The organism is Virgibacillus ihumii (assembly GCF_902726655.1).
Classification (GTDB): Bacteria; Bacillota; Bacilli; order Bacillales; family Amphibacillaceae; genus Lentibacillus; species Lentibacillus ihumii.
Genome location: NZ_CACVAN010000001.1, coordinates 1,655,119 through 1,677,165, shown reverse-complemented (window position 1 = coordinate 1,677,165; position 22,047 = coordinate 1,655,119). Strand labels below are relative to the sequence as shown.

Below are 22,047 nucleotides of genomic sequence, written 5' to 3'. Positions count from 1 at the left end.
ATAATTCAAGCGAAGGTCTGCCACATTCTAAATCAGTTTTTTCGAATGAAGGGATTTTGCAAATGGGGGAAGAGAATAAAAACTACGTGGATATATGGGGGGACAATGTCAAAATTAAAGATCTCGGTATCTCCATGTTCCTTTGTATTGCTTTTGCGCTTGGCGGCTATCTTTTGGCACCAAATGAGCCGCCACAGCCGCTTATTTATGGTCTTATCGGCGGAGCGGCAGGGTTTATCATCAGCAGCATTATCATAAAACCGAAGCGCAGGATCACCACAATGGAAGGGGAAGAGGAATAACGATGGATATGATGCTGATTTTGCAGATGGTGTTGGCAAGTATCGGCGGGGCTGCTTTGTACACAATCATCGGGATAGCGCCGGGAACTGATGAAACGGCTGTTCTGGCTCCGGTTACGATTGCACTGGCACTGCTGGAAGTATCCCCTTATATAATACTTGCATTTTTCATTTCCGCAATTGTTGCAAAAAAATTAACCGACTCCATACCTGTGGCGGTAGCAGGGATTCCAGGCGGAGTTATGGCTGCACCAATGGTCGAGCATGCGATGGTGCTGAAAAGGCATGGTCTGCCGGAAGTCAGTATCAAAAAAATGGCATCGGGCTCGGTTGTTGGGACATTTGTTTCCATTCCGGTCAGTTTTTTAATTGCCAGCCTGATTATTCCATATGCGGATGAAATCAGTAAGTATGCCGGGCTTATCTTTTTCCTTGGAGCAGTGTTTCTGGCACTGATGACCCGCAATAAATTATTATCGTTAGCAATCATTGTTCCGTTTGCCCTGATGATTCAGGGGTTGCGCCATCTGTACTGGGGATTGGACATTGTTCCTGAAGACACCACCGTCTTTGTGTCGTTTTTTCTCGGGATTACGATTGGTCCGATTGCTTTTACCTTATTTGAGCTGTTAAGCAAGAAGAAACGTAAAAAATTATCCGGACTTGGCGACAAAGAGATTGCCTTAAAAAAATCGGTGAAGGAAAAGGGGATTCCGAACCCGTTTAAAATTTTGACAGGCAGGGAAACCGGCTCAGCAGCGTTCGGGAGTTTTATTGGGTCCGTAACGTTTTTTCTTTCGCCTGTAGGAATGACCGTATTTCTTGGGGAAGTACTTTCCAGACATATTAAGGATCCTGTTAAACGTGCGTCCAGAGCGATTTCGACGATGGATGGCCTGACGAACGCATCGTATATTTCTGGGACACTCATTCCGCTGATTGCGATTGGATTGCCGTTGTCACCGATGGCAATTGGCCCTGCAGCAGGTTTGTTCAATGCACCACCTGTTTTTACCCCTGAACATAATATTCATCACATCCTTTCGAAGGGTGAAATCATGACAGCAACGATTATTGGAGCAGTATGCGCGCTTGTCATCACGTATTTTGTTACAATAAAATATGCAAGCCAGATTTGTGCATTCGTATTCAGGTTCGTTCCACACGAAGCGTTGATTGGACTGTTCGCTGGTCTAGTTGTTATGCTTGCATTCATGGACGCTGGCGTGCTGAATATCTTCGGGACGATTTTAATCGCGCTCGTTGCCGGTTTGCTGCACAGAAAAGGGGTCAACTATGGTGTGATGTTTATGATTTTATATGCAGCACCATGGATGCTTGGCTTGTTCAGCTGAGGAAATGAACTGCAGGTACATAATTGAGCGGAATAGGAGAGGATTGCAATCAAGCTGGATTATATCGGAAAAAAAATTAAACAATTACGGTTAAAGCAAAAAAAGACGCAGCAGCAGGTAGCAGATGAATGTGCTATATCCAAAAGCTTATTGTCAAAAATCGAAAATGGACAAACCTCTTCTGCCATTGCAACACTATCCAAAATCAGTGACTCATTAAATGTTCCGCTCACCTGGATTCTTGACAATCAGGAAGAGCAGGACCTTGTGCTGCTTCATAAACAGGAACGGGAAGCAAGGGTGGGCGATGAAAATATGGGTTACTCCTATGAACTGCTGGCAAACCGTTCGCAGTTTACAGGGATTGAACCGACGATTGTTTATGTCACTCCAAAGGATTCGAATGTGCGGCATGAAGCGTATACCCATACACAGGATGAATTTATTTTTATATTGGAAGGATCGATATATCTTTTCTATGATGGGACCAGACACTTTATGGAAAAAGGTGACAGCGCCCATTTCAAGGGTGAAAAACAGCACCTGTTCATTCCTGTTGATAACAAGCCGGCCAAAGTGCTGACTGTTTTTATCGACTGACTATGAGTACTTGTGATTCAACAATTGACAGCAGGCATAATCCTAGTTTTGTCGAAAAATATTAGCGTGGAAGGGGATTTGGATGAAATACAGTATTTGTCAGATGGAAGTGATTCCGGGAAACCCTGATGCGAACAGGGAAAAAGTAGCTGCTTGGCTGGAGAAAACAGTTGCTCATGAAAATCCGGATATTGCTGTGCTGCCGGAAATGTGGACAACAGGGTATACCCTGCCTGATTTGCCGCAATATGCTGATTCGGATGGAGAACCGACGAGTACCTTTTTGTGCGATTTGGCAAAAAAACATGATGTGAACATCATTGGCGGCTCATTTGCGAATAAAAAGAACGAAAAGATTTATAATTCCAGTATTGCAATCGATCGAAGCGGAACGGTTGTGTATCGTTATGACAAAATTCATCTCGTCCCGATGCTTGATGAACCAACATACTTGGCTGGTGGAGAAAACCATGCGGAAGTTTTTGAACTGGCCGGTGTGAAGATGGGGCTTATTATTTGTTACGATCTTCGCTTTCCGGAATTGATGCGAAAACTCGCACTTGGTGGAGCACAAGTTGTTCATGTTGTGGCAGAATGGCCGGCAGCACGTAAAGAGCACTGGCGGATATTGCAACAGGCACGAGCAATTGAAAATCAGATGTTCGTCGTATCAAGTAACAGTATTGGTTCATATAACGATGTCGAATACGCCGGAAATTCGATGGTGATTGATCCGTGGGGAACGGTTCAGGCTGAAGGAGATGGCGTTAGTGAACAAACCATTAATTCCACCATTTCACTGGACATTGCCAAAAAAGTCAGGAAGGAAGTGCCTGTCTTTTCGAGCAGAGTTCCGGAATTTTATTAAAAATAATGTAAGTTCTGTTGTGAATGCAGATGCAGTCGGTTTACCCGGCTCATCTGTATATTTTTTTGAAAAAAATAGCTTTTCAAGTTTACATGAAAGTGGTAGAATTTTATATTAAATTATTCGAATATTGGTAGTTTAATATACTTACAAGGGAGGCGACATCATGAAAACGCTTGAGAAAGTTAGTACATTTGCTGGAAATACGTTTGCTTTTTGGGTGATTCTGTTTGGGGTACTCAGTTTCATTTTCCCGGGAGGATTTACCTGGATTGCGCCATATATCGCATTGCTGCTTGGCGTGATTATGTTTGGAATGGGGCTTACGTTGTCCCTTGATGACTTCAAACGTGTATTTAAAGCACCGAAAGTCGTTATTGCGGGGGTTGCAATGCAATATACCGTAATGCCGCTGCTGGCATATGGGCTTGCAACTGTCTTTCAACTACCGCCGCAAGTGGCTGTCGGGGTAATCCTTGTCGGATGCTGTCCGGGTGGCACGGCTTCAAATGTGATGACATTCTTAGCGAAAGGAAATACTGCGTTATCTGTATCGGTTACGGCTGTGTCCACTGTGTTGGCACCGATACTAACGCCGGCACTAATGCTTCTGTTTGCAAGTCAGTGGCTGCCGGTATCTGCTGGGGATATGTTCCTGTCGATTGTAAAAATAGTGCTGGTACCAATTGTGCTCGGCATCGTGGTTCGACTTTTATTCCGGAAACAGGTGGAGAAAAGTGTTAAGGCACTTCCGCTTGTATCGGTTGTCGGGATTGTTGCTGTGGCATCCGCTGTCGTTGCACTCAACACGGAAAATATTGCAACCTCGGGGATATTCATTTTCACGGTTGTTGTGCTGCATAATCTATTTGGATTACTTATCGGGTTTCTGGGAGCAAGGCTGCTTAAACTTGATTTTTCCGACCAAAAGGCATTGTCGATTGAGGTCGGCATGCAGAATTCCGGACTTGGTTCCACCTTGGCTGTGATGTATTTTGCCCCGATTGCTGCAGTGCCAAGTGCATTGTTCAGTGTCTGGCATAATATTTCCGGACCGATTTTGGCTACTTGGTGGGGAAAAAGAAGTGTTGATGTTTCAGAAAAAGCGGAAGACAAGAATAAAAAAGTTGTTTGATAAAAACAGAAGGGTGTGGTCAACGATGACAAAAGATTTGCGGATTAAAAGCAGTGTATTCAGTGAGAGTTCTTTAAGAGCGCCAAACCGGGCTATGTTGCGTGCGGTTGGTGTGACGGATGAAGATTTTCAAAAGCCGATGATTGGTGTAGCCAGCACATGGAGTGAGGTGACCCCGTGCAACATCCACCTGAATGATTTGGCGGCAAGTTCCAAAAAGGGTGCTAAGGATGCTGGCGGCGTACCGTTTATGTTCAATACGATTACTGTTTCCGATGGTATTTCGATGGGAACGCAGGGGATGCGCTATTCTTTACCAAGCCGGGATTTGATTGGTGATTCCATCGAAACGGTCGTTGGTGCGGAAAGCCTCGATAGTCTTGTTGCAATCGGTGCCTGTGATAAAAACATTCCCGGCTGTATGATTGCCATCGCTAACAGCGAAGTGCCGGCTATATTTGTTTATGGCGGGACCATCTCCCCCGGTTCATATCGCGGAAAAGACATAGATCTTGTGTCGGTGTTTGAAGGTGTCGGCAAGCATAACAATGGTGATATTGATGACCAGGAATTAAAAGGGATTGAGTGTAATGCATGTCCGGGTGCAGGTGCATGTGGTGGTATGTATACCGCGAACACAATGGCGTCCGCAATGGAAGCAATGGGGATGAGCCTGCCCGGGAGCTCCTCCAATCCGGCCGAGTCAAAAGCCAAGGCCGCGGATTGTGAAGCAGCTGGTGAGGCTGTATACCACTTGCTTGAGCGTGGTATCTATCCGAAAGATATTATGACGAAAGAGGCGTTTGAAAATGCGATTACCGTCGTGATGGCACTTGGCGGGTCAACAAACGCTATTCTTCATCTGCTGGCGATTGCCCATGCAGCTGATGTGGACTTGACGATTGACGACTTTAACCGGCTGCAGCCAAAAGTTCCGCACTTGGCTGACATGAAGCCAAGCGGCCGGTACGTCATGCAGGATCTGCACAATGCAGGCGGTGTACAGGCTGTCATGAAGCTGCTCTATGAGGAAGGCTATCTTCATGGTGATTGTCTGACGGTAACCGGTAAAACGGTAGCTGAAAATTTGGCGGAGGCACCTGCACTGCACGAAGATCAAAAAGTTATTATGCCATTCAGTGATCCGAAACGTGCAGATGGTCCACTGATAGTGTTGAAAGGGAATCTTGCTCCGCGTGGTGCAGTGGCAAAGGTTTCTGGTGTGAAAGTCAGCCGACATACCGGTCCGGCACGCGTGTTCGATACGGAAAATGAAGCGGCTAAGGCTGTTGGTGAGAACAAAATCAACGAAGGCGATGTGCTGGTAATCCGTTATGTCGGACCGAAAGGCGGTCCGGGAATGCCGGAGATGCTGTCGATTTCCAGCCTGCTTGTTGGGAAAGGGCTTGGTGAAAAAGTCGCGCTGCTAACAGATGGACGCTTTTCAGGAGGTACCCATGGATTGGTCGTTGGTCATATGGCACCGGAGGCACAGGACGGAGGTCCGGTCGCCTATCTGCAGGAAGGGGATATTGTCACCATCGATTCAGACAAAAAAGAAATTTCGATGGAAGTGTCAGTTGACGAACTGGAACGCAGAAAATCTGACTGGACAGCACCGGCATTGTACAAAAAAGGTGTACTGGGAAAATATGCACATATGGTTTCCTGTTCATCTAAAGGCGCAGTAACAGATTTTAAATAAATTTATCGAATGAGCCCCGGTATCTCTTGCCGGGGCTCATTTGTTTTTCGGTATCAGCTGTATGTTGTTTACGAACTTCATCATTTATATATTGTTCAAAAATAATTTTGAGTTAATTAGGCTGCAGACCGGACAGTCGGCCGTCTTTGTAACAGAAATGTAATATGAACATATATTTATTCACACAACAACATTGTAAACGCATTCAATATTTTCCACTTATCAAAAGTATCAAAAAACTTTTCAAAAACTGTTGACTCTTTAGCCAAAACATTATAACATTGTCGGCAATATTAAATTTTCAGACTCTTGATTATCAATTATAAAAGTTTAACTCGATGACGGGAATAAAGGAGCATATCACATGCATTCACAGAGAGCCGGGGTTGCTGGAAGCCCGGAAGTGCATGATGTTCCGACATCTTCCCTGAGTGCCGGATTGAACGGGGATTGTCCCTACTAGGTCCGGCCGGGTGTTCACTGGAATACCTGTTATCAAATGGGCTGGCTGACAGCCTGGCGAGGCAGTGTTCGCGAGGATGCTGTAAATGTGGGTGGTACCGTGAAAAGAGACTCTTTTCTCCCCTGACATTCTGCCTTATAGGCGGATGTGTGTGGAGAGAAGGGTCTTTTTTTCGTAGGAAGCATAATAGGATCAAAGCAATGTGCTGCATGCTGACCAGCCGGCAATGATTCTGTAATTTAGCATAAGGAGGCATGTTGAAGTGAAAGTGGAGGCGAAACCTGAAATGGAATTTGTAACTGAACAGAAGACAGGGGCAGATGTATTGATTGATGCCCTCGTGGAAGCGGGTGCCGATACTATTTTCGGTTATCCGGGCGGAGCGGTTCTGCCAATCTATGATGCTTTGTACCGCAGCAATGCATCGTTTGAACATGTTCTGTGCAGGCATGAACAGGGCATGATTCATGCGGCAGAAGGATATGCACGGGTCACAGGAAAGCCCGGCGTTGTGCTGGCAACATCCGGACCGGGGGCGACAAATTTAGTCACCGGAATCACCGACGCGATGATGGACTCATTGCCACTCGTCATTTTTACCGGTCAGGTGGCAACCGGCGTGATTGGAACCGATGCATTTCAGGAATCGGATGTGCTTGGAATCACAACACCGATCACCAAGTATAATTACCAGGTTAAGGAGCTGGCATCGCTCCCCCGGATAGTTAACGAGGCATTTCATATCGCGTCTACAGGACGTCCGGGACCAGTAGTTGTCGATATTCCAAAAGATATTTCCGCCAACGTATCAACAAAAGAATTATCCAGTGAATTCCATTTACCGGGATATAAACCGACAAAGCGTCCAAATCCGCTCCAGGTCGAAAAACTGTCAGATGCGTTGAAACGTGCGGAAAAACCGGTAGTAATCGCCGGAGCAGGTGTTCAGTTTTCCGGTGCATCAGCTGAATTAAGAGAGTTTGCCGAAAAATGGCAGCTGCCGGTAGCAACAACATTGCTCGGCCTTGGAACGTTTCCCGGAACAGCACCCCTTTCACTTGGAATGGCGGGCATGCACGGGTCATACGCTGCCAATACGGCAATCTACGAGAGTGACTTACTGATTAACATCGGGGCCAGATTTGATGACCGGCTAACCGGAAATTTGAAGCATTTTGCACCGGAGGCGAAAGTTGCTCATATCGATATCGATCCCGCTGAAATAGGCAAAAATGTTGCAACGGAAATTCCGGTAGTTGCCGATGCGATCGAAGCGTTGAAGGTTTTGCTGGGGAAACAGGTTACCAAGACCAATCGTGAAAGCTGGCTTGAGCGGATTGAAAAAAATAAAAAGGAGTTTCCGCTTTGGTATGATCGTTCGAATAAAGCAATTTCTCCGCAGTGGCTGACGGAGCAGATTTACCAGCAGACGGACGGGAAGGCCATCGTAACAACCGACGTTGGGCAGCATCAGATGTGGGCAGCACAGTACTACACGATGGAAAAACCGAATCGCTGGGTAACGTCAGGCGGACTTGGAACAATGGGATTTGGATTTCCTGCAGCAGTCGGGGCACAACTCGGAGCACCGGATGATCTGGTTGTAGCAATCGTCGGTGATGGCGGGTTTCAAATGACAAGTCAGGAATTGGCTGTTGTTAGCGAACGGAATTTACCGGTAAAAGTCATCATTGTCAACAACCAGGCGCTAGGCATGGTGAAACAGTGGCAGGACAGCTTTTATAACAAACGCTATTCGGAATCGATTTTCCCGTCGAATCCTGATTTTGTTAAATTGGCTGAATGCTACGGTATCCATGGAGTAAGGGCTGAAACGGAATCAGAAGCGCCGGAAGTGTTGCAGGAAGTTTTTTCACATGACGGACCTGTAGTTGCCGACTTTCGGGTTCTCCCGGATGAACTGGTTTATCCGATGATTGCACCAGGCAAAGGAATTCATGAAATGATAGGGGTGACAAGATGAGACGGATTATAAGTGCTACTGTTCAAAATCGCGGAGGAGTATTAAACCGGATTACCGGGATGCTCCACAAGCGGCAGTTTAACATCGAGAGTATCTCGGTTGGCACTTCGGAAACAGAAGGTGTATCAAAAATGACTTTCGTCGTGGATGTCGGTGATCATCAAAAACTGGAACAGCTGACGAAACAGCTTCACAAACAAATTGATGTACTGAAGGTTTCGGATATTACTGATAAAGCAATTGTTGCCAGGGAATTGGCGCTCATTAAAGTGAAAGGAAGCGGACAGTTGCGGTCAGAAGTTCAGGGCATCATTAATCCGTTTCGCGCTTCCATCATTGATGTATCCAAAGACAGCCTGACCATTCAGGTAACCGGGAAACCGGATAAGGTGGAGGCGCTCATTGCACTGCTTCGGCCGTACGGGATTAAAGAGTTATCACGAACCGGCGTTACCGCATTTTTACGCGGACAGCAGCCACAGCAGATTGCGGAAATGAACAGTTTTCCAGTTTAGAATTAATGAGTTGCCGATAGAAGTGGGATTTTCGCCGATAGAGCAGCCGAATTCGCTGATAGAATACAAGAATTCGCCGATAGAACAACGAAACTGCTGATAGAAGCTCAAAACCTGAGTGATCAACACACAGGAGAGGCTACCAAATAAAAATTTCAAACCAAAATTAGGAGGATGATTCAAATGGCAAAAGTACTTTATGATCAGGATATTAACAAAGAGGTATTGCAGGGTAAGAAAGTCGCAGTGGTCGGATATGGGTCACAGGGGCATGCACATGCACAGAACCTAAGGGACAGCGGCAATGATGTTGTTGTTGGACTGAGACCTGGTAAATCACAGCAAAAAGCGGAAAATGATGGATTTGACGTAAAATCCGTGGCAGATGCGGTCAAAGAGGCAGAGGTAGTCATGGTGCTGCTTCCGGATGAGCATCAGCCGACGGTTTACGAAGAAAGTATCAAACCGAACCTTAAATCAGGAAGTGCAATGGCATTCGCCCACGGGTTTAACGTTCATTTCAACCAGGTTGTACCACCGTCTGATGTTGACGTGTTTCTGGTAGCACCAAAAGGACCGGGACATCTGGTGCGACGCACATATGCAGAGGGTGCCGGGGTACCCGCATTGTATGGTGTATTCCAGGACGTTACGGGAAATGCGAAGGAATTGTCACTGGCTTATGCACAGGGAATTGGTGCAGCACGGGCCGGCGTACTGGAAACTACTTTTCAGGAAGAGACGGAAACTGATTTGTTCGGTGAGCAGACAATACTTTGCGGCGGACTTACCAATCTGATCAAATCAGGTTTTGAAACATTGACCGAAGCAGGATATCAGCCGGAAGTTGCCTATTTTGAATGTATGCATGAAGTGAAACTGATTGTTGATCTGCTATATGAAGGCGGGCTTGAAAACATGCGGTATTCCGTTTCCGACACAGCACAGTGGGGTGATTTCGTTTCCGGCCCGCGTGTAGTAAATGACGAAACGAGAGCAAGAATGAAAGAAGTCCTTTCCGAAATTCAATCAGGTGAATTTGCCAAAGGATGGATTTTGGAAAACCAGGCAAATCGCCCGCAATTTAACGCAACCAATGCAAAAGAAAACGCGCATCCGATCGAAAAAGTTGGAAAGGAGCTCCGTGCCTTAATGCCTTTTGTCAAACAGCCACTGCAAGCTAACGAAGAAAAACAAAAGGATGTGAAAGTTCATGCCTCAAATTAAGATTTTTGACACAACGTTGAGAGACGGGGAACAGTCGCCTGGAGTCAACCTGAATAAATTGGAGAAACTGGAAATTGCCAAACAGCTGGAACGTTTGGGGGTTGACCGGTTGGAAGCTGGGTTTCCAGCTTCCTCCAATGGTGACTTTGAAGCAGTGAAGGCAATTGCGGATACGGTAAAAGGAACTTCTGTAACAGGATTGGCGAGAGCAGTGAAATCAGATGTTGATACAGCGTGGGAAGCATTGAAAAATTCCGAAGAACCGTGCATTCATATTTTCCTTGCTACATCACCGATTCATATGACCCACAAGCTCAAACAGACACCGGAGCAGGTTATTGAAACGGCAACCGGGATTGTCCGGTATGCCCGCCAAAGATTTCCGCAGGTGGAATGGTCAGCAGAGGATGCATCCCGTTCCGATTGGGACTTTTTGGCACAAATCATTGAACAAGTGATTGATGCCGGTGCTACCGTCATTAACCTGCCGGATACAGTTGGCTATACGACACCAAAAGAATACGGTGAATTGTTCAAATTTATCAAGGACACCGTGCCGAACATTGATCAGGTGGACCTGTCCTGTCATTGCCACGATGACTTGGGAATGGCGGTTGCGAACTCGATTGCCGCCGTGGAAAATGGAGCCACACAAGTGGAAGGGGCAATCAACGGGATTGGCGAACGGGCCGGTAATGCGTCATTGGAAGAGGTTGCCGTCGCATTGAAAATTCGTTCTGATTTCTATCCGTACACCACTGGACTCAAGCTGAATGAGATCAAACGGACGAGTGATTTGATTGCAAAATTAACTGGCATGTATGTGCAGGCGAACAAAGCGGTTGTCGGACGTAACGCGTTCTCACACGAAGCAGGTATTCACCAGGATGGTGTTTTGAAAAACAAAGAAACGTACGAAATTATTACACCGGAAATGGTCGGTGTTCAGCCAGATACTTTGTTCCTTGGCAAACATTCCGGCCGTCATGCATTTCAGGATAAAGTGAAGACCTTAGGGTTTGAACTTACGGAAGAAAATCTGAAAAAGGCATTTAAACAGTTCAAATTGCTTACGGATCGGAAGAAAGAAGTGACCGATGATGATATTTTTACGATTCTGATGGAAATCAGGACCGATCAGTCTGGAGTTGCAAAATATCGTCTTGACATGTTCCAGGTCCAGTACGGAACAACAAACATTCCAACAGCAACCGTTGCGCTGACGACACCAGCCGGCAACCAGATGCAGGAAGCGCGTACCGGTCAGGGCAGTGTGGAAGCTTTGTACAATACACTTGATAGTTTGATAGAAGAGGAATTGAAATTGACCAATTACCAGCTGAACTCCGTTGGAAGTGGCAAGGATGCACTTGCTGAGTCACATGTTCAGCTTAATGTAAACGGCGAATCGATGAATGGCCGGGGTACAGCACAGGATGTTGTCGAGGCATCGGCAAATGCATTCTTAAATGCGGTAAACCGCTACATGATTCAGTTTCATCAATCAAAGCCGAAAGAAACGGCTGCTAAAGGAGGATTTTAAATGAATAAACAGGTTGTTCTGCTGCCAGGGGATGGAGTCGGCAAGGAAGTGATGGAGTCAGCTAAATTTGTATTAAATACAATCGCCACTGAATTTGGACATTGTTTCGCGTTTCATGAACACGCAATCGGAGGCGACGCGCTTGACCGTTATGATACACCGCTTCCGGAAGAAACGCTGAATGCCTGTCAGCAGGCCGAAGCAGTGTTGCTGGGCGCAGTTGGCGGCAAAAAGTGGGATAATCTTCCGGCATCCAAGCGTCCTGAGAAAGGATTGCTGGGGATTCGCAAGCAGCTGGGGTTGTTTGCGAATCTGCGGCCAATCAAAAGTTTTCCGGCACTGGCACACGTTTCCCCGCTAAAAGAAGAAGTAATTAGTGGCAGCGATATTTTGATTATGCGGGAATTGACCGGTGGACTTTATTTTGGCAAGCCGAGCGAACGACGCAAAAATGGTGACGCCGCCGTTGACACATTGTCCTATGAGCGATGGGAAATTGAACGAATCGCTGATAAAGCGTTTCAAAGTGCCCTGAACCGCAAAGGTAAAGTGACCTCCGTTGATAAGGCCAATGTGCTTGAGTCAAGCAGACTGTGGCGTGAAGTAATTGAGTCGAAAAAGGAACAATATCCTGATGTAACGGTTGAACACATGCTTGTCGATGCAGCAGCAATGAAACTGGTGACAAACCCGGATCATTTCGATGTCATTGTAACTGGAAATCTGTTCGGTGATATTTTAAGTGATGAAGCATCGGTTTTGACTGGGTCACTTGGTATGCTGCCATCAGCAAGTCTCCGCTCGGACGGTGTCGGATTGTATGAACCTGTCCACGGATCAGCACCGGATATTGCCGGAAAAGGCATGGCTAATCCGGTCGGCATGATTTTGTCAGCAGCCTTAATGCTTCGTCACACGTTCGGTATGGAAGAAGAGGCTGCGGAAATCGAAGCAGCAGTCAACCGGACACTGAACGATGGCTATCATACAGCCGATTTGAACCAGGCAGGCGGAAAGCTGGTCGGAACGAAGGAAATGACGGAACTGGTTGTTGATAATCTGACGACGAAGAGTGTTTCTGACAGTATTTGCAGTTCATATTTCTAAAACAGAAAGGAGGAGATTAATGTGAGCCAACCGAAAACAATTGTTGAGAAAATATGGAATAAGCACATGGTGCATCAGGAAAAGGGCAAACCGGATCTTATGTATATTGATTTGCATTTGATTCATGAAGTCACCTCACCACAGGCGTTCGAAGGGTTGCGCCTAAATGGAAGGGATGTGCGCCGGCCGGATCTGACATACGCGACGATGGATCATAATGTACCGACGAGAAACCGGGAATCCATCAAAGATGAAATATCGGTCAAACAAATGGAAACCTTGAAAAGGAATTGTAAGGATTTTGGTATCACACTTGCCGATATGTATCATCCGGAGCAGGGTATCGTGCATGTTATCGGACCGGAACTCGGCTTGACACAACCGGGCAAAACAATTGTTTGTGGTGACAGTCACACATCGACACACGGAGCCTTTGGTGCACTGGCGTTCGGGATTGGCACAAGTGAGGTTGAACATGTGCTGGCAACGCAATCGCTGTGGCAGGAAAAACCGAAAACATTGAATGTCCATGTTGATGGCGATCTTGGTCCAGGGGTAACTGCCAAGGATCTGATTCTGGCAATTATTTCGAAGTTCGGCGTGAGGTTCGGTACAGGGTATGTAATCGAGTATACCGGGGAAGCGGTTCGTAACCTGTCAATGGAAGGACGGATGACGGTCTGTAATATGTCAATCGAAGCCGGCGCACGTGCCGGACTGATCAGTCCGGATAAAAAAACGGTTGAATTTCTGCGCGGCCGGGCGAATGTGCCTGAGGGTAAACAGTTTGATGTGCTTGCCGATGAGTGGCTTGATCTTCGGACAGATGAAGGGGCTGTTTACGATCACACGGTTACCATAAAAGGTTCTGAAGTAGAGCCGCAGGTATCTTGGGGAACCAACCCTGGAATGTGTGTACCTGTAAGCGGTTCGACGCCGTCACTTGCGGAAGTGGATCATAAGGAAGATGTAGAGCGGGCACTTGATTACATGGGACTGGAAGAAAATCAGCCGATCACATCGATTGAAATTGATCATGTGTTTATCGGGTCATGCACCAATTCGCGGCTTGGTGACTTACAAAAGGCCGCTGAAGTTGTGCGCGGTAAAAAAGTAAATTCGAATGTGCGCGCCATCGTTGTACCTGGATCATTTCTGGTCAAATTGAATGCAGAAGAAGAAGGACTGGATCAAATTTTCAAAGAAGCAGGATTTGAATGGCGGGAAGCCGGCTGCAGCATGTGCCTGGCAATGAATGATGACGTTGTTCCACCAGGCGGCAGATGTGCATCAACATCGAACCGTAATTTTGAAGGACGCCAGGGAAATGGTGCCCGAACGCATCTGGTTAGTCCGGAAATGGCTGCTGCAGCGGCAGTTGAAGGACATTTTGTCGATGTTCGCAAATATACTGGAGTTCTGCAATAGGAGGTGGCTAGTCATGGAAGCAATTCAGGAGCATACAGGAAGTGTGTTGCCGTTAAACCGGTCCAACATTGATACAGATCAAATTATTCCGAAACAGTTTTTGAAACGGGTGGAACGTACCGGGTTTGGACAGTTTCTGTTTTATAACTGGCGGTATGATGAGGACGGTAACGAGCGGGAGGATTTTAATTTGAACAAAGCGCAATTTGCCGGTTCCTCCATTCTGTTGGCAGGCGAAAATTTTGGCTGCGGCTCGTCACGCGAGCATGCACCATGGTCGCTGCTGGATTATGGTTTCAAAGTCATCATTGCGCCAAGTTTTGCCGATATTTTTTACAACAATGCATTAAAAAATGGGATCATTCCAGTGAAAATGGATGAAGCACAGGTCAATGAGTGGCTGGAACGGGCTGAAACATCCGGTCTGACATTGGATGTCAATCTGGCCACGGAACAGATTATGGATGAAGGGCAGGTTATTCCTTTTTCCATCGATCCTTATCATAAGGAAAAGCTGATGAATGGCTGGGATGATATTGCCCTGACATTGAAATTGGAAGAAAAAATAAGTCAATTTGAAACAAAAGGAGTGTAAAATCTTGGGAATTGCTTAACAGGAGAGACGGTGCATATGGCATGGAAAAAATTGGAGCCATTTGTGCACCGTACTCCATTACTTTCATCAACGACAACAAATAATCGGGTAGGAAAAAAAGTACATTTTAAAATGGAAAACCAGCAAAAAACGGGTGCTTTTAAGTTCCGGGGTGCAACGTACAAATTGATGCAGCTTCCAAAGGAACAATTGGTGAACGGCGTGATCACCGCATCAGCCGGCAATCATGCACAGGGGGTTGCCTATGCGGCCGCCAAACTGGGCACCCAGGCAACCATTTTTATGGCGGAAGCAACACCAACCACTAAAGTCAATGCAACAAAGTCCTATGGAGCAGAAGTCGTGCTTGTAGGTGAGTCGTTCCAGGAAGCGTATGAGGCATCACTTGAACGGCAGAAAGAAACCGGTGCAGCGTATATTCATCCATTTGATGATGAGGATATTATGGCCGGGCAGGGAACGATTGCCATGGAAATGCTGCGGCAGGAAGACCGCCTGGATACAATAATTGTACCGATTGGCGGTGGCGGACTGATCAGCGGGATTGCAACTGCGGCCAAACATGTCAATCGTTCCATCAGGGTGATTGGCGTACAGGCCGCCGGTGCAGCTGCCATGTATTCCAGCTATCTACGGGATACGGTGGAAAAACTGAACACGGTAAGTACAATCGCTGAAGGCATTGCGGTCAAACAGCCGGGCAGCCACACACTGCCGATTATCCGTAATGTAGTGGATGATATTGTGACAGTGAGCGACGAGGAAATAGCTGCGGCGATTGTTTATATGCTGGAACGAAATAAGACACTGCTGGAAGGTGCTGGTGCAGCATCTTTGGCGGCATTGTTCAAATACCATGATACTATTTCCTCCCGTCATTGCGGTGTGGTGGTAAGCGGTGGAAATCTGGATATCAGCACGCTTCCAAAAATTCAGAAGCTGGCTGCAGCCAAAAGTGTGTTAGCTTCCTGAAATCCTTTACAATGGGGCAAATCATCGATATGATAACACCAACCAGGGGGGAGCAGCATGCGAAACTTTGAACAATCCGAAATGCTGAAACGATTGCCGGAACAATTTTTTGCCAAATTGGTAAAAAAAACACAGGAAAAAATAAGCCAGGGATATGATGTTATTAATCTTGGACAAGGGAATCCTGATTTGCCGACACCTGATAATATTGTCAGGGCCGCGCAGGATGCCGCAGCCAAACCGAAGAATCATAAATACACTCCATTTCGCGGGTTTCCATACCTGAAAAAAGCGATTGCCGACTTTTATAAACGGGAGTATGATGTATGGATTGACCCGGAAACTGAAGTGGCTGTTTTATTTGGAGCAAAAGCCGGCTTGGTGGAAGTTAGTCAATGTTTGTTGAACCCGGGTGACCTGGCACTGTTGCCGGACCCGGGCTATCCGGATTATCTGTCAGGAACGTCAATGGCGGATGCTGAAACAGCGTTTATGCCATTGCTTTCAGAAAACGATTTTCTGCCTGATTATGACGCATTGTCAGCAGAGGATCTGGAGCGGGCTAAGCTGATGATGCTGAACTATCCGAATAATCCGACTGCGGCCACAGCGAGCCGGGAATTTTTTGATGAAACTGTTTCCGTTGCCAAAAAACATGATATCTGCGCTGTCCATGATTTTGCCTATGCGACCATTGGATTTGACGGACAAAAGCCGGTAAGTTTTTTGCAGTCGGAAGGAGCGAAAGATATTGGTATTGAAGTTTATACCTTATCAAAGGCATACAGTATGGCGGGATGGCGAGTTGCATTCGCAGTTGGTAACCAGTCTGTGATTGAAAGTATTAATCTCATTCAGGATCACATGTACTGCAGCCTGTTTGGCGGTGTTCAGGAAGCATCAGCTGAGGCCTTGCTTGGGGATCAATCCGGTGCCATGGAGTTAGTGGATACATATGCAATGAGACGACAACGTTTTGTTAAGGCACTGGAGCGGATCGGCTGGGAAGCAGAAGCCCCAAAAGGCACCTTTTTTGCTTGGCTTCCGGTTCCAAATGGATATACATCCGAGGAATTTGCTGATCTGCTGCTCGAAGAAACACATGTAGTCGTTGCTCCCGGCAATGGTTTCGGTTCAAGAGGAGAAGGCTACGTCCGTGTCGGACTGCTTGATAATGAGGAGCGTCTGGAAGAGGCAGTTGAACGGATTGGGAAGTTGGGAATGTTTAATAAAGAAAGCAGCCAGGCATGATTGCCGGCTGTTTTCTTTATCAGTGGAATTATTTACTTCAAATTCACAGTTGAACTTGTGTGAAAATCCGAAATTATCCTCATACGATTGAAAGAATCCTATTTCCACGTATCACGCAATACACGCACCCAATTTTGATGGGTGATTTTGTGAAGTTCCTCATCATTAAAACCATGTGCCTTCATCCGTTCAATCAATTTTGGCAGACCGGCTGCATTCTGTAACTCGTCCGGGACATGTGTGCCGTCAAAGTCTGATCCAAGTGCAACATGGTCAACGCCGAATTTTTCAGCAATGTATGCAACATGCCGAACGATTTCATCAAGCGAAATGTCCGTGCCGAGTCCACCATCTTCCCTGAGCATATTCACCGCATAGTTTATACCGACAACTCCATTGGATTCCTTAATCGCTCTCAACTGTTTATCAGTCAGATTACGTGAAATCGGGCAGAGTGCATGGGCATTCGAATGGGTGGCAACAATCGGAGCGTCTGTAATGCTGGCGACATCCCAGAATCCTTTTTCATTCAAATGGGTATTATCAATCATAATTCCAAGCTGATTGCATTCCTGTACGAGTTGTTTTCCTGCGGCTGTCAGACCGCCGCCAATGTCCGGTGACGCCGGATAGCGAAATGGAACGCCTTCCCCGAACATATTTTGGCGGCTCCAGACGATGCCGAGTGACCGAAGCCCCGCCTGATGCAAAACATGTAACGCGTCAAAGTCCGTATCAATCGCTTCTGCACCTTCAATATGAAAAACAGCTGCAACAATGTTATTTTCCAGACAATATGCCAATTCACCGGCTGTTTGCACGACTTTAAATTGCCCGTTTGATTCCATTTCCGTTTTAAACAGTTTTGCTGCCAAAGCATTTGTGTGTCTGATGGCGTATGATTGATCAATTTGCGGTGGAAGCGGGACATCATAGCCGTTTTTCGTCAAAAATTGTTCAGGCTCCACTGCATAGTTTTCATTCGGGGTATATACCGCGAAAAAACCACCGCCAAAATTGCCTTGTTGCGCTTTTGGCATGTCAATATGGAAATGGCTTTCGTCAAAAAAGGACTGGTTTTTGTCCGCTTCTGAATAAAGCCGCAAAATTGTATCATTATGTCCGTCAAAAACTGGAAAGTTGACCATATAATTTTCCTCCCTGTTCATTTAATGTTTTTCACCTTTGTAACCCTTTCTGAAAATCTCTTGTACACTGTGAACTGTGACGTAGGCATCCGGATCAATATCTTCAATAATCTTTTTCAGCTGAACGATTTCGTGCTTGTTGATAACAAGGTAAAGCACTTCCCTGTCGATTTGGGAATAACCGCCGCGGCCTTCAAGAATGGTGATTCCGCGGGCCATTTTTGTTGTGACCTGATTAAGTACTTCATCCGGCTGACGCGATATAATTAATACGGATGTCCGTTCATTTGCGCCCTCGACAATAACATCGATTACTTTTGCCCCCAAATAAACGGATACAAGTGTATACATTGCTTTTTCCTGGCCAATGATAAAAGCGGAACCGGCTATGACAAGAATATCAATGACAAGCATGCCTTTTCCGATGCTCCAGCCAAGCAGCTGATTGGCCATTCGTGCTAAAATAGCCGAACCTCCGGAAGTCCCGCCGGCACGGAAAATGAAGCCCAGCCCGATTCCAACGGTCAGTCCGGCGAACAAAGCTGCCAGGAGCGTGTCATCATTTATTTCTTTTCCCCAGTCCACTGTAATGTGAAGAAAAAGGGATGAGAACAGAATGGAGATAATCGTATATATGATAACGCGTTTCGTGAAAAACTTGTACCCGATAGCAAGTAACAGACTGTTAAGTACAAAATTGACAATACCGGGCGACCATTCAAACAGGTAATAGGTCACAATGGTAATACCAATGACACCACCTTCTGACAAACGGTTCGGAATGGCGAAATAATTGACTCCAAAGGCAAAAATAAACGAGCCAATCACAATGAGAAGCACATCTTTAGTTGTCCTGTTTACCATTTCAACACTCCCCTTTTCATCATGATGCAGATGTGGACAATATATAGAAAAATTCGTTTTTTGGCAACCATTTCACTATAAGAAATTTACCCGAATGAGCCCTGATAAAACAGGGTGTAAACGTCTGCGGATTTTCTTATAAAAAATCTCAAAAAGGTATTGCTATTTTTATATATCCGTATTAAACTAAATCTTGTCATTGAACAAAAACTGATTTTTAGACAGGGGGTATTTCTTTATGAAAGGTAAAGGAAATACAGCTAAGCGGAGATCAGTGGATATACTGTGGTATATACCCCTCGTAGCATTTGTGCTCGCCACCTTAGCTTTGAACTTATATTAATAAATCCGCAATCAATAGCCCGGAAGCAGGATGTGCTGCCGGGCTTTCGAATACATAAAAGCCGTCTAATAAAGGAAAGCAGACACGATTGCGTAAATCAGGCAAGATTGGATGTAAAGAACACTAAAATGGGAGACAGCGCCTCAAACTCGGGAGAGAACGGCAAGAAGTCGGGAGACAGCACCCAAAACTCGGGAGACAAATGTCCCAACCTGGTAGACATTAGCACACTTCACATAAAAAAGCCGGGCATCCAGCCATGCCCGGCTTCCATATACAAGATGCAATACTATTCTATTATTCGCCATCATAGGTGATGACGCGGCCCCACAGGTCATTAGTGCCCCAAATACCGCGGCGCAATGTTTCCAATTGTACGATCTGGCTGTGGTCGACGAAGACGTTAACGTCAGGGCCGTAGTTTTTAATATACCAGGAAAAGACATCCGGATCGGCTGCTTCAAACATAATGTTTTCGGTGCCGAGCTCGCGGGCGAATTGTGTGGCGATTCCGGTGCGCCATTCATGGACGCTCTCGGTGATGCCTTCTGATTCGATCATGAGCATATAGGCGCCGGCATCCAGGCAGCGTTTCCCGATTTGAATTGCTTGTGACGGATCGGTAGTGCCCAATGCTTCGTTTTGCTCAACAGAGTTGGTGCCGCCGGAACCGAATTGTACGCCGATTTCCGGTTTGGCGAGTAATCCTGCTTTTTGCACTTTCTCAACGAGCCGGACGATATCATCGGTTGGCATCGTGATAAAGCCGGTTGAAATCTCAATGATATCAAAGCCGACCCGTTTGCATTCACTGATATAGTGATCAACCGCTTCAGGCCCTTGCGTCAGTACAGTTTCAATGAATCCGCCTGTCGATACTTTAACATCATATTGATGCGCCAAATCCAGCAGTTCTTTGAGTTGCTCTTCACGATACAGGGTGAACGCTCCGCCTGAAAATTTCAGAATGTCAACATAGTCCCCCATCGTTTCCAGTATATCCTGCAAATAGCGTTTGCCCATTACCGCATAGTATGGCCCGCGAATTTCAGTAATACCCCGTTTACGTGGTTTTTCCTGACGTTTATTCATACGGATTTGTTGAAAAGCTCTTTCGTTACTCATATTATTCAGCCTCCCTGATTTTTACTTGACCGAGCAGTTCAGTCAGTTCACTGATTTTCACATTTTCCAGGTTTCTGATTGTGTCGGCAATTTCAGCTGCTAAATCACTGTCAATTTTTTTGGTTAAACCGTTATATTTCTCCATTAATACATCCCAGCTCGCAGGTTGTGTCTTGAATCCTTGATAATCATATTTTTCAACTGTGAAAATTTGTCCATCGTTTGTCTCGAGTTCAATCCGGCATGCCATTTCGTCCGGAAAACGATTGCTATAGTCATCACTTGGTTTTACGTCCACTTTTTGCAGTAATTCCTGGACATCGGCGCGAGTAATCCTTTCAGGTTCATATTGTTCCGGCATGACCTGACCATCCAGGTAAGCTGCGGCAAGCATATATGGCAGTGAATGGTCTGCTTCTTCTTTATAACGGATCAATTTTTTACCGCCTTCTTCACCGCCGCCGATAATGTTGTAGGCGACATCAAAAGTTGTCAGTCTGATTTCCTTAATATCTTCCGGTTTAATTTGTTCGCGGCCGCGCAGTTCCAGCAATCCTTCAATGGATGACTGGGAATGGATTTCTGCATTAAATCGTTTAATGATCGTTTCGGTCACGCGTTCAAGATCTTCTTTAGACCAATCCAGTTCAAAATTTCCGGCGATGGTGTCCATAAACCCTTTATTGCCTTCAAAGACTTCACGAGGGCCTGTTATGCCATATTTAGCGAGCATTGCAGCATGAACTGCTCCCATCGCTGTATTCGGATAGGCAAGCCCTTTCCAGTTGGATAATTCACCGGTTCGTGTCACACGCAGTGAATTGTAGCCTGTTCCGGCGATAGACGCTGCATTGGCAATTTTACTGCTGTCAAGCCTCATTGCCCGTGCTGCTCCAACTGCGGCACCATATTCACCCTGTACAGTATGGTCAAATCCATTGTCTCTGACCGGTGCGACATCTGATAAGCGGCACTGTACCTGATAGGCAAGGGCAAGTGCCAGCAGGAAATCGCGTCCATCTGCGTCTGCATATTCAGCCGCTGACAGAACCGGCGCTATATTGTCGGACGGATGTCCTGTTTCGTTTTTTGCGAGATAGGAATCGTTAAAATCTAGATATCGTACTGCAGCACCATTATAGAGTGTTGCATAATCAGGTGTTGTTTTTCCGCCGCCTATTAACGTGACAAGCGGTTCTCCTCCAAGATCTTCAGTCATTCGGCGAATATTTTCGACCGGTTTTCCTTCCAATGCTCCGATTGCACAGCCAATTGAATCAAGCATCCGGCCTTTCAGTGCCTGCATCGCTTCCCCGGAAAGATCTTCCCAGCGGACATCATGTGCCCAATCTGCAAGCTGTTCCACCATCGTGCGTTGATTTGACATGTGAATCACCTCCAAGTAATTTCCCTTTGGCCAATTGGGAACTGAAAACAAGATCTCTTGCTTTCTTCACTTATTATGATACGTGCTTTAGTGATAAAAATAAATTATT

Annotated in this window: 19 protein-coding genes; 15 read left to right on the top strand and 4 right to left on the bottom strand. The window is 46.1% G+C overall.

Annotated features, from left to right (window positions below; all coding sequences use genetic code 11):
• Positions 1-62: 62 nt before the first annotated feature.
• From HUX68_RS08335 to HUX68_RS08265, 15 genes are all read left to right on the top strand, one after another.
• Positions 63-302, top strand: coding sequence for a hypothetical protein (locus HUX68_RS08335; protein WP_174614393.1), 240 nt, complete (start codon positions 63-65; stop codon positions 300-302).
• A 2-nt stretch (positions 303-304) separates the two neighbouring features.
• Positions 305-1,657: a tripartite tricarboxylate transporter permease gene (locus HUX68_RS08330; RefSeq protein WP_174614392.1), complete on the top strand. Its 1,353-nt coding sequence runs from the start codon at positions 305-307 to the stop codon at positions 1,655-1,657.
• 42 nt (positions 1,658-1,699) lie between these two features.
• Entirely contained in the window at positions 1,700-2,257 is a 558-nt protein-coding gene (locus tag HUX68_RS08325; protein ID WP_174616390.1) for a helix-turn-helix domain-containing protein, read from the top strand.
• Between the two features lie 82 nt (positions 2,258-2,339).
• Entirely contained in the window at positions 2,340-3,125 is a 786-nt protein-coding gene (locus HUX68_RS08320; protein WP_174614391.1) for a carbon-nitrogen family hydrolase, read from the top strand.
• 166 nt (positions 3,126-3,291) lie between these two features.
• Positions 3,292-4,260 (top strand): bile acid:sodium symporter family protein, encoded by a 969-nt coding sequence (locus HUX68_RS08315; protein WP_174614390.1) that lies wholly within the window; start codon positions 3,292-3,294, stop codon positions 4,258-4,260.
• A 25-nt stretch (positions 4,261-4,285) separates the two neighbouring features.
• Positions 4,286-5,965 (top strand): dihydroxy-acid dehydratase, encoded by a 1,680-nt coding sequence (ilvD, locus tag HUX68_RS08310; RefSeq protein WP_174614389.1) that lies wholly within the window; start codon positions 4,286-4,288, stop codon positions 5,963-5,965.
• A 725-nt stretch (positions 5,966-6,690) separates the two neighbouring features.
• Positions 6,691-8,412, top strand: coding sequence for a biosynthetic-type acetolactate synthase large subunit (gene ilvB / locus HUX68_RS08305; RefSeq protein ID WP_174614388.1), 1,722 nt, complete (start codon positions 6,691-6,693; stop codon positions 8,410-8,412).
• On the top strand, positions 8,409-8,927 hold the full coding sequence (ilvN, locus tag HUX68_RS08300; protein WP_174614387.1) for an acetolactate synthase small subunit: 519 nt from the start codon (positions 8,409-8,411) through the stop codon (positions 8,925-8,927). Before ilvB ends, ilvN begins: the two co-directional genes overlap by 4 nt.
• Positions 8,928-9,110: 183 nt before the next feature.
• Positions 9,111-10,154 (top strand): ketol-acid reductoisomerase, encoded by a 1,044-nt coding sequence (ilvC, locus tag HUX68_RS08295; protein ID WP_174614386.1) that lies wholly within the window; start codon positions 9,111-9,113, stop codon positions 10,152-10,154.
• The gene (locus HUX68_RS08290; protein WP_174614385.1) at positions 10,141-11,697 is read left to right on the top strand and encodes a 2-isopropylmalate synthase; all 1,557 of its coding nucleotides are present in this window, start codon (positions 10,141-10,143) and stop codon (positions 11,695-11,697) included. Before ilvC ends, HUX68_RS08290 begins: the two co-directional genes overlap by 14 nt.
• Positions 11,698-12,804 carry a 3-isopropylmalate dehydrogenase gene (leuB, locus tag HUX68_RS08285; protein WP_174614384.1) on the top strand — a complete coding sequence of 369 codons (1,107 nt, stop codon included), beginning with the start codon at positions 11,698-11,700 and terminating at the stop codon, positions 12,802-12,804. It begins immediately after the preceding gene.
• Positions 12,805-12,825: 21 nt separating this feature from the next.
• Entirely contained in the window at positions 12,826-14,232 is a 1,407-nt protein-coding gene (gene leuC, locus HUX68_RS08280) for a 3-isopropylmalate dehydratase large subunit (RefSeq protein ID WP_174614383.1), read from the top strand.
• A gap of 13 nt (positions 14,233-14,245) precedes the next feature.
• The gene (gene leuD, locus HUX68_RS08275; RefSeq protein WP_174614382.1) at positions 14,246-14,827 is read left to right on the top strand and encodes a 3-isopropylmalate dehydratase small subunit; all 582 of its coding nucleotides are present in this window, start codon (positions 14,246-14,248) and stop codon (positions 14,825-14,827) included.
• 36 nt (positions 14,828-14,863) lie between these two features.
• The gene (ilvA, locus tag HUX68_RS08270; RefSeq protein ID WP_174614381.1) at positions 14,864-15,820 is read left to right on the top strand and encodes a threonine ammonia-lyase; all 957 of its coding nucleotides are present in this window, start codon (positions 14,864-14,866) and stop codon (positions 15,818-15,820) included.
• Positions 15,821-15,877: 57 nt separating this feature from the next.
• Positions 15,878-17,071, top strand: coding sequence for a pyridoxal phosphate-dependent aminotransferase (locus HUX68_RS08265; protein ID WP_174614380.1), 1,194 nt, complete (start codon positions 15,878-15,880; stop codon positions 17,069-17,071).
• 98 nt (positions 17,072-17,169) lie between these two features.
• On the opposite strand, the gene HUX68_RS08260 is transcribed toward HUX68_RS08265, so the two are convergent.
• The 4 genes from HUX68_RS08260 to HUX68_RS08245 form a co-directional block, all read right to left on the bottom strand.
• Positions 17,170-18,219: a dipeptidase gene (locus HUX68_RS08260; RefSeq protein ID WP_174614379.1), complete on the bottom strand. Its 1,050-nt coding sequence runs from the start codon at positions 18,217-18,219 to the stop codon at positions 17,170-17,172.
• A gap of 21 nt (positions 18,220-18,240) precedes the next feature.
• Entirely contained in the window at positions 18,241-19,083 is an 843-nt protein-coding gene (locus HUX68_RS08255; protein ID WP_174614378.1) for a YitT family protein, read from the bottom strand.
• Positions 19,084-19,723: 640 nt separating this feature from the next.
• Positions 19,724-20,551 carry a phosphosulfolactate synthase gene (locus HUX68_RS08250; RefSeq protein ID WP_174614377.1) on the bottom strand — a complete coding sequence of 276 codons (828 nt, stop codon included), beginning with the start codon at positions 20,549-20,551 and terminating at the stop codon, positions 19,724-19,726.
• Position 20,552: 1 nt separating this feature from the next.
• Positions 20,553-21,938, bottom strand: coding sequence for an MmgE/PrpD family protein (locus tag HUX68_RS08245; protein WP_174614376.1), 1,386 nt, complete (start codon positions 21,936-21,938; stop codon positions 20,553-20,555).
• Positions 21,939-22,047 lie beyond the last annotated feature (109 nt).

What these genes read in the sequence shown, in the direction of transcription:
- HUX68_RS08265 (WP_174614380.1), top strand. Translation starts at nt 15,878, where the DNA reads ATGCGAAACTTTGAACAATCCGAAATGCTGAAACGATTGCCGGAACAA.
- HUX68_RS08255 (WP_174614378.1), bottom strand. Translation starts at nt 19,083, where the DNA reads ATGGTAAACAGGACAACTAAAGATGTGCTTCTCATTGTGATTGGCTCG.
- leuD (WP_174614382.1), top strand. Translation starts at nt 14,246, where the DNA reads ATGGAAGCAATTCAGGAGCATACAGGAAGTGTGTTGCCGTTAAACCGG.
- HUX68_RS08320 (WP_174614391.1), top strand. Translation starts at nt 2,340, where the DNA reads ATGAAATACAGTATTTGTCAGATGGAAGTGATTCCGGGAAACCCTGAT.
- HUX68_RS08335 (WP_174614393.1), top strand. Translation starts at nt 63, where the DNA reads ATGGGGGAAGAGAATAAAAACTACGTGGATATATGGGGGGACAATGTC.
- ilvN (WP_174614387.1), top strand. Translation starts at nt 8,409, where the DNA reads ATGAGACGGATTATAAGTGCTACTGTTCAAAATCGCGGAGGAGTATTA.
- HUX68_RS08245 (WP_174614376.1), bottom strand. Translation starts at nt 21,938, where the DNA reads ATGTCAAATCAACGCACGATGGTGGAACAGCTTGCAGATTGGGCACAT.
- ilvD (WP_174614389.1), top strand. Translation starts at nt 4,286, where the DNA reads ATGACAAAAGATTTGCGGATTAAAAGCAGTGTATTCAGTGAGAGTTCT.
- HUX68_RS08290 (WP_174614385.1), top strand. Translation starts at nt 10,141, where the DNA reads ATGCCTCAAATTAAGATTTTTGACACAACGTTGAGAGACGGGGAACAG.
- HUX68_RS08315 (WP_174614390.1), top strand. Translation starts at nt 3,292, where the DNA reads ATGAAAACGCTTGAGAAAGTTAGTACATTTGCTGGAAATACGTTTGCT.
- HUX68_RS08260 (WP_174614379.1), bottom strand. Translation starts at nt 18,219, where the DNA reads ATGGTCAACTTTCCAGTTTTTGACGGACATAATGATACAATTTTGCGG.
- HUX68_RS08330 (WP_174614392.1), top strand. Translation starts at nt 305, where the DNA reads ATGGATATGATGCTGATTTTGCAGATGGTGTTGGCAAGTATCGGCGGG.
- ilvA (WP_174614381.1), top strand. Translation starts at nt 14,864, where the DNA reads ATGGCATGGAAAAAATTGGAGCCATTTGTGCACCGTACTCCATTACTT.
- ilvC (WP_174614386.1), top strand. Translation starts at nt 9,111, where the DNA reads ATGGCAAAAGTACTTTATGATCAGGATATTAACAAAGAGGTATTGCAG.
- HUX68_RS08250 (WP_174614377.1), bottom strand. Translation starts at nt 20,551, where the DNA reads ATGAGTAACGAAAGAGCTTTTCAACAAATCCGTATGAATAAACGTCAG.
- leuB (WP_174614384.1), top strand. Translation starts at nt 11,698, where the DNA reads ATGAATAAACAGGTTGTTCTGCTGCCAGGGGATGGAGTCGGCAAGGAA.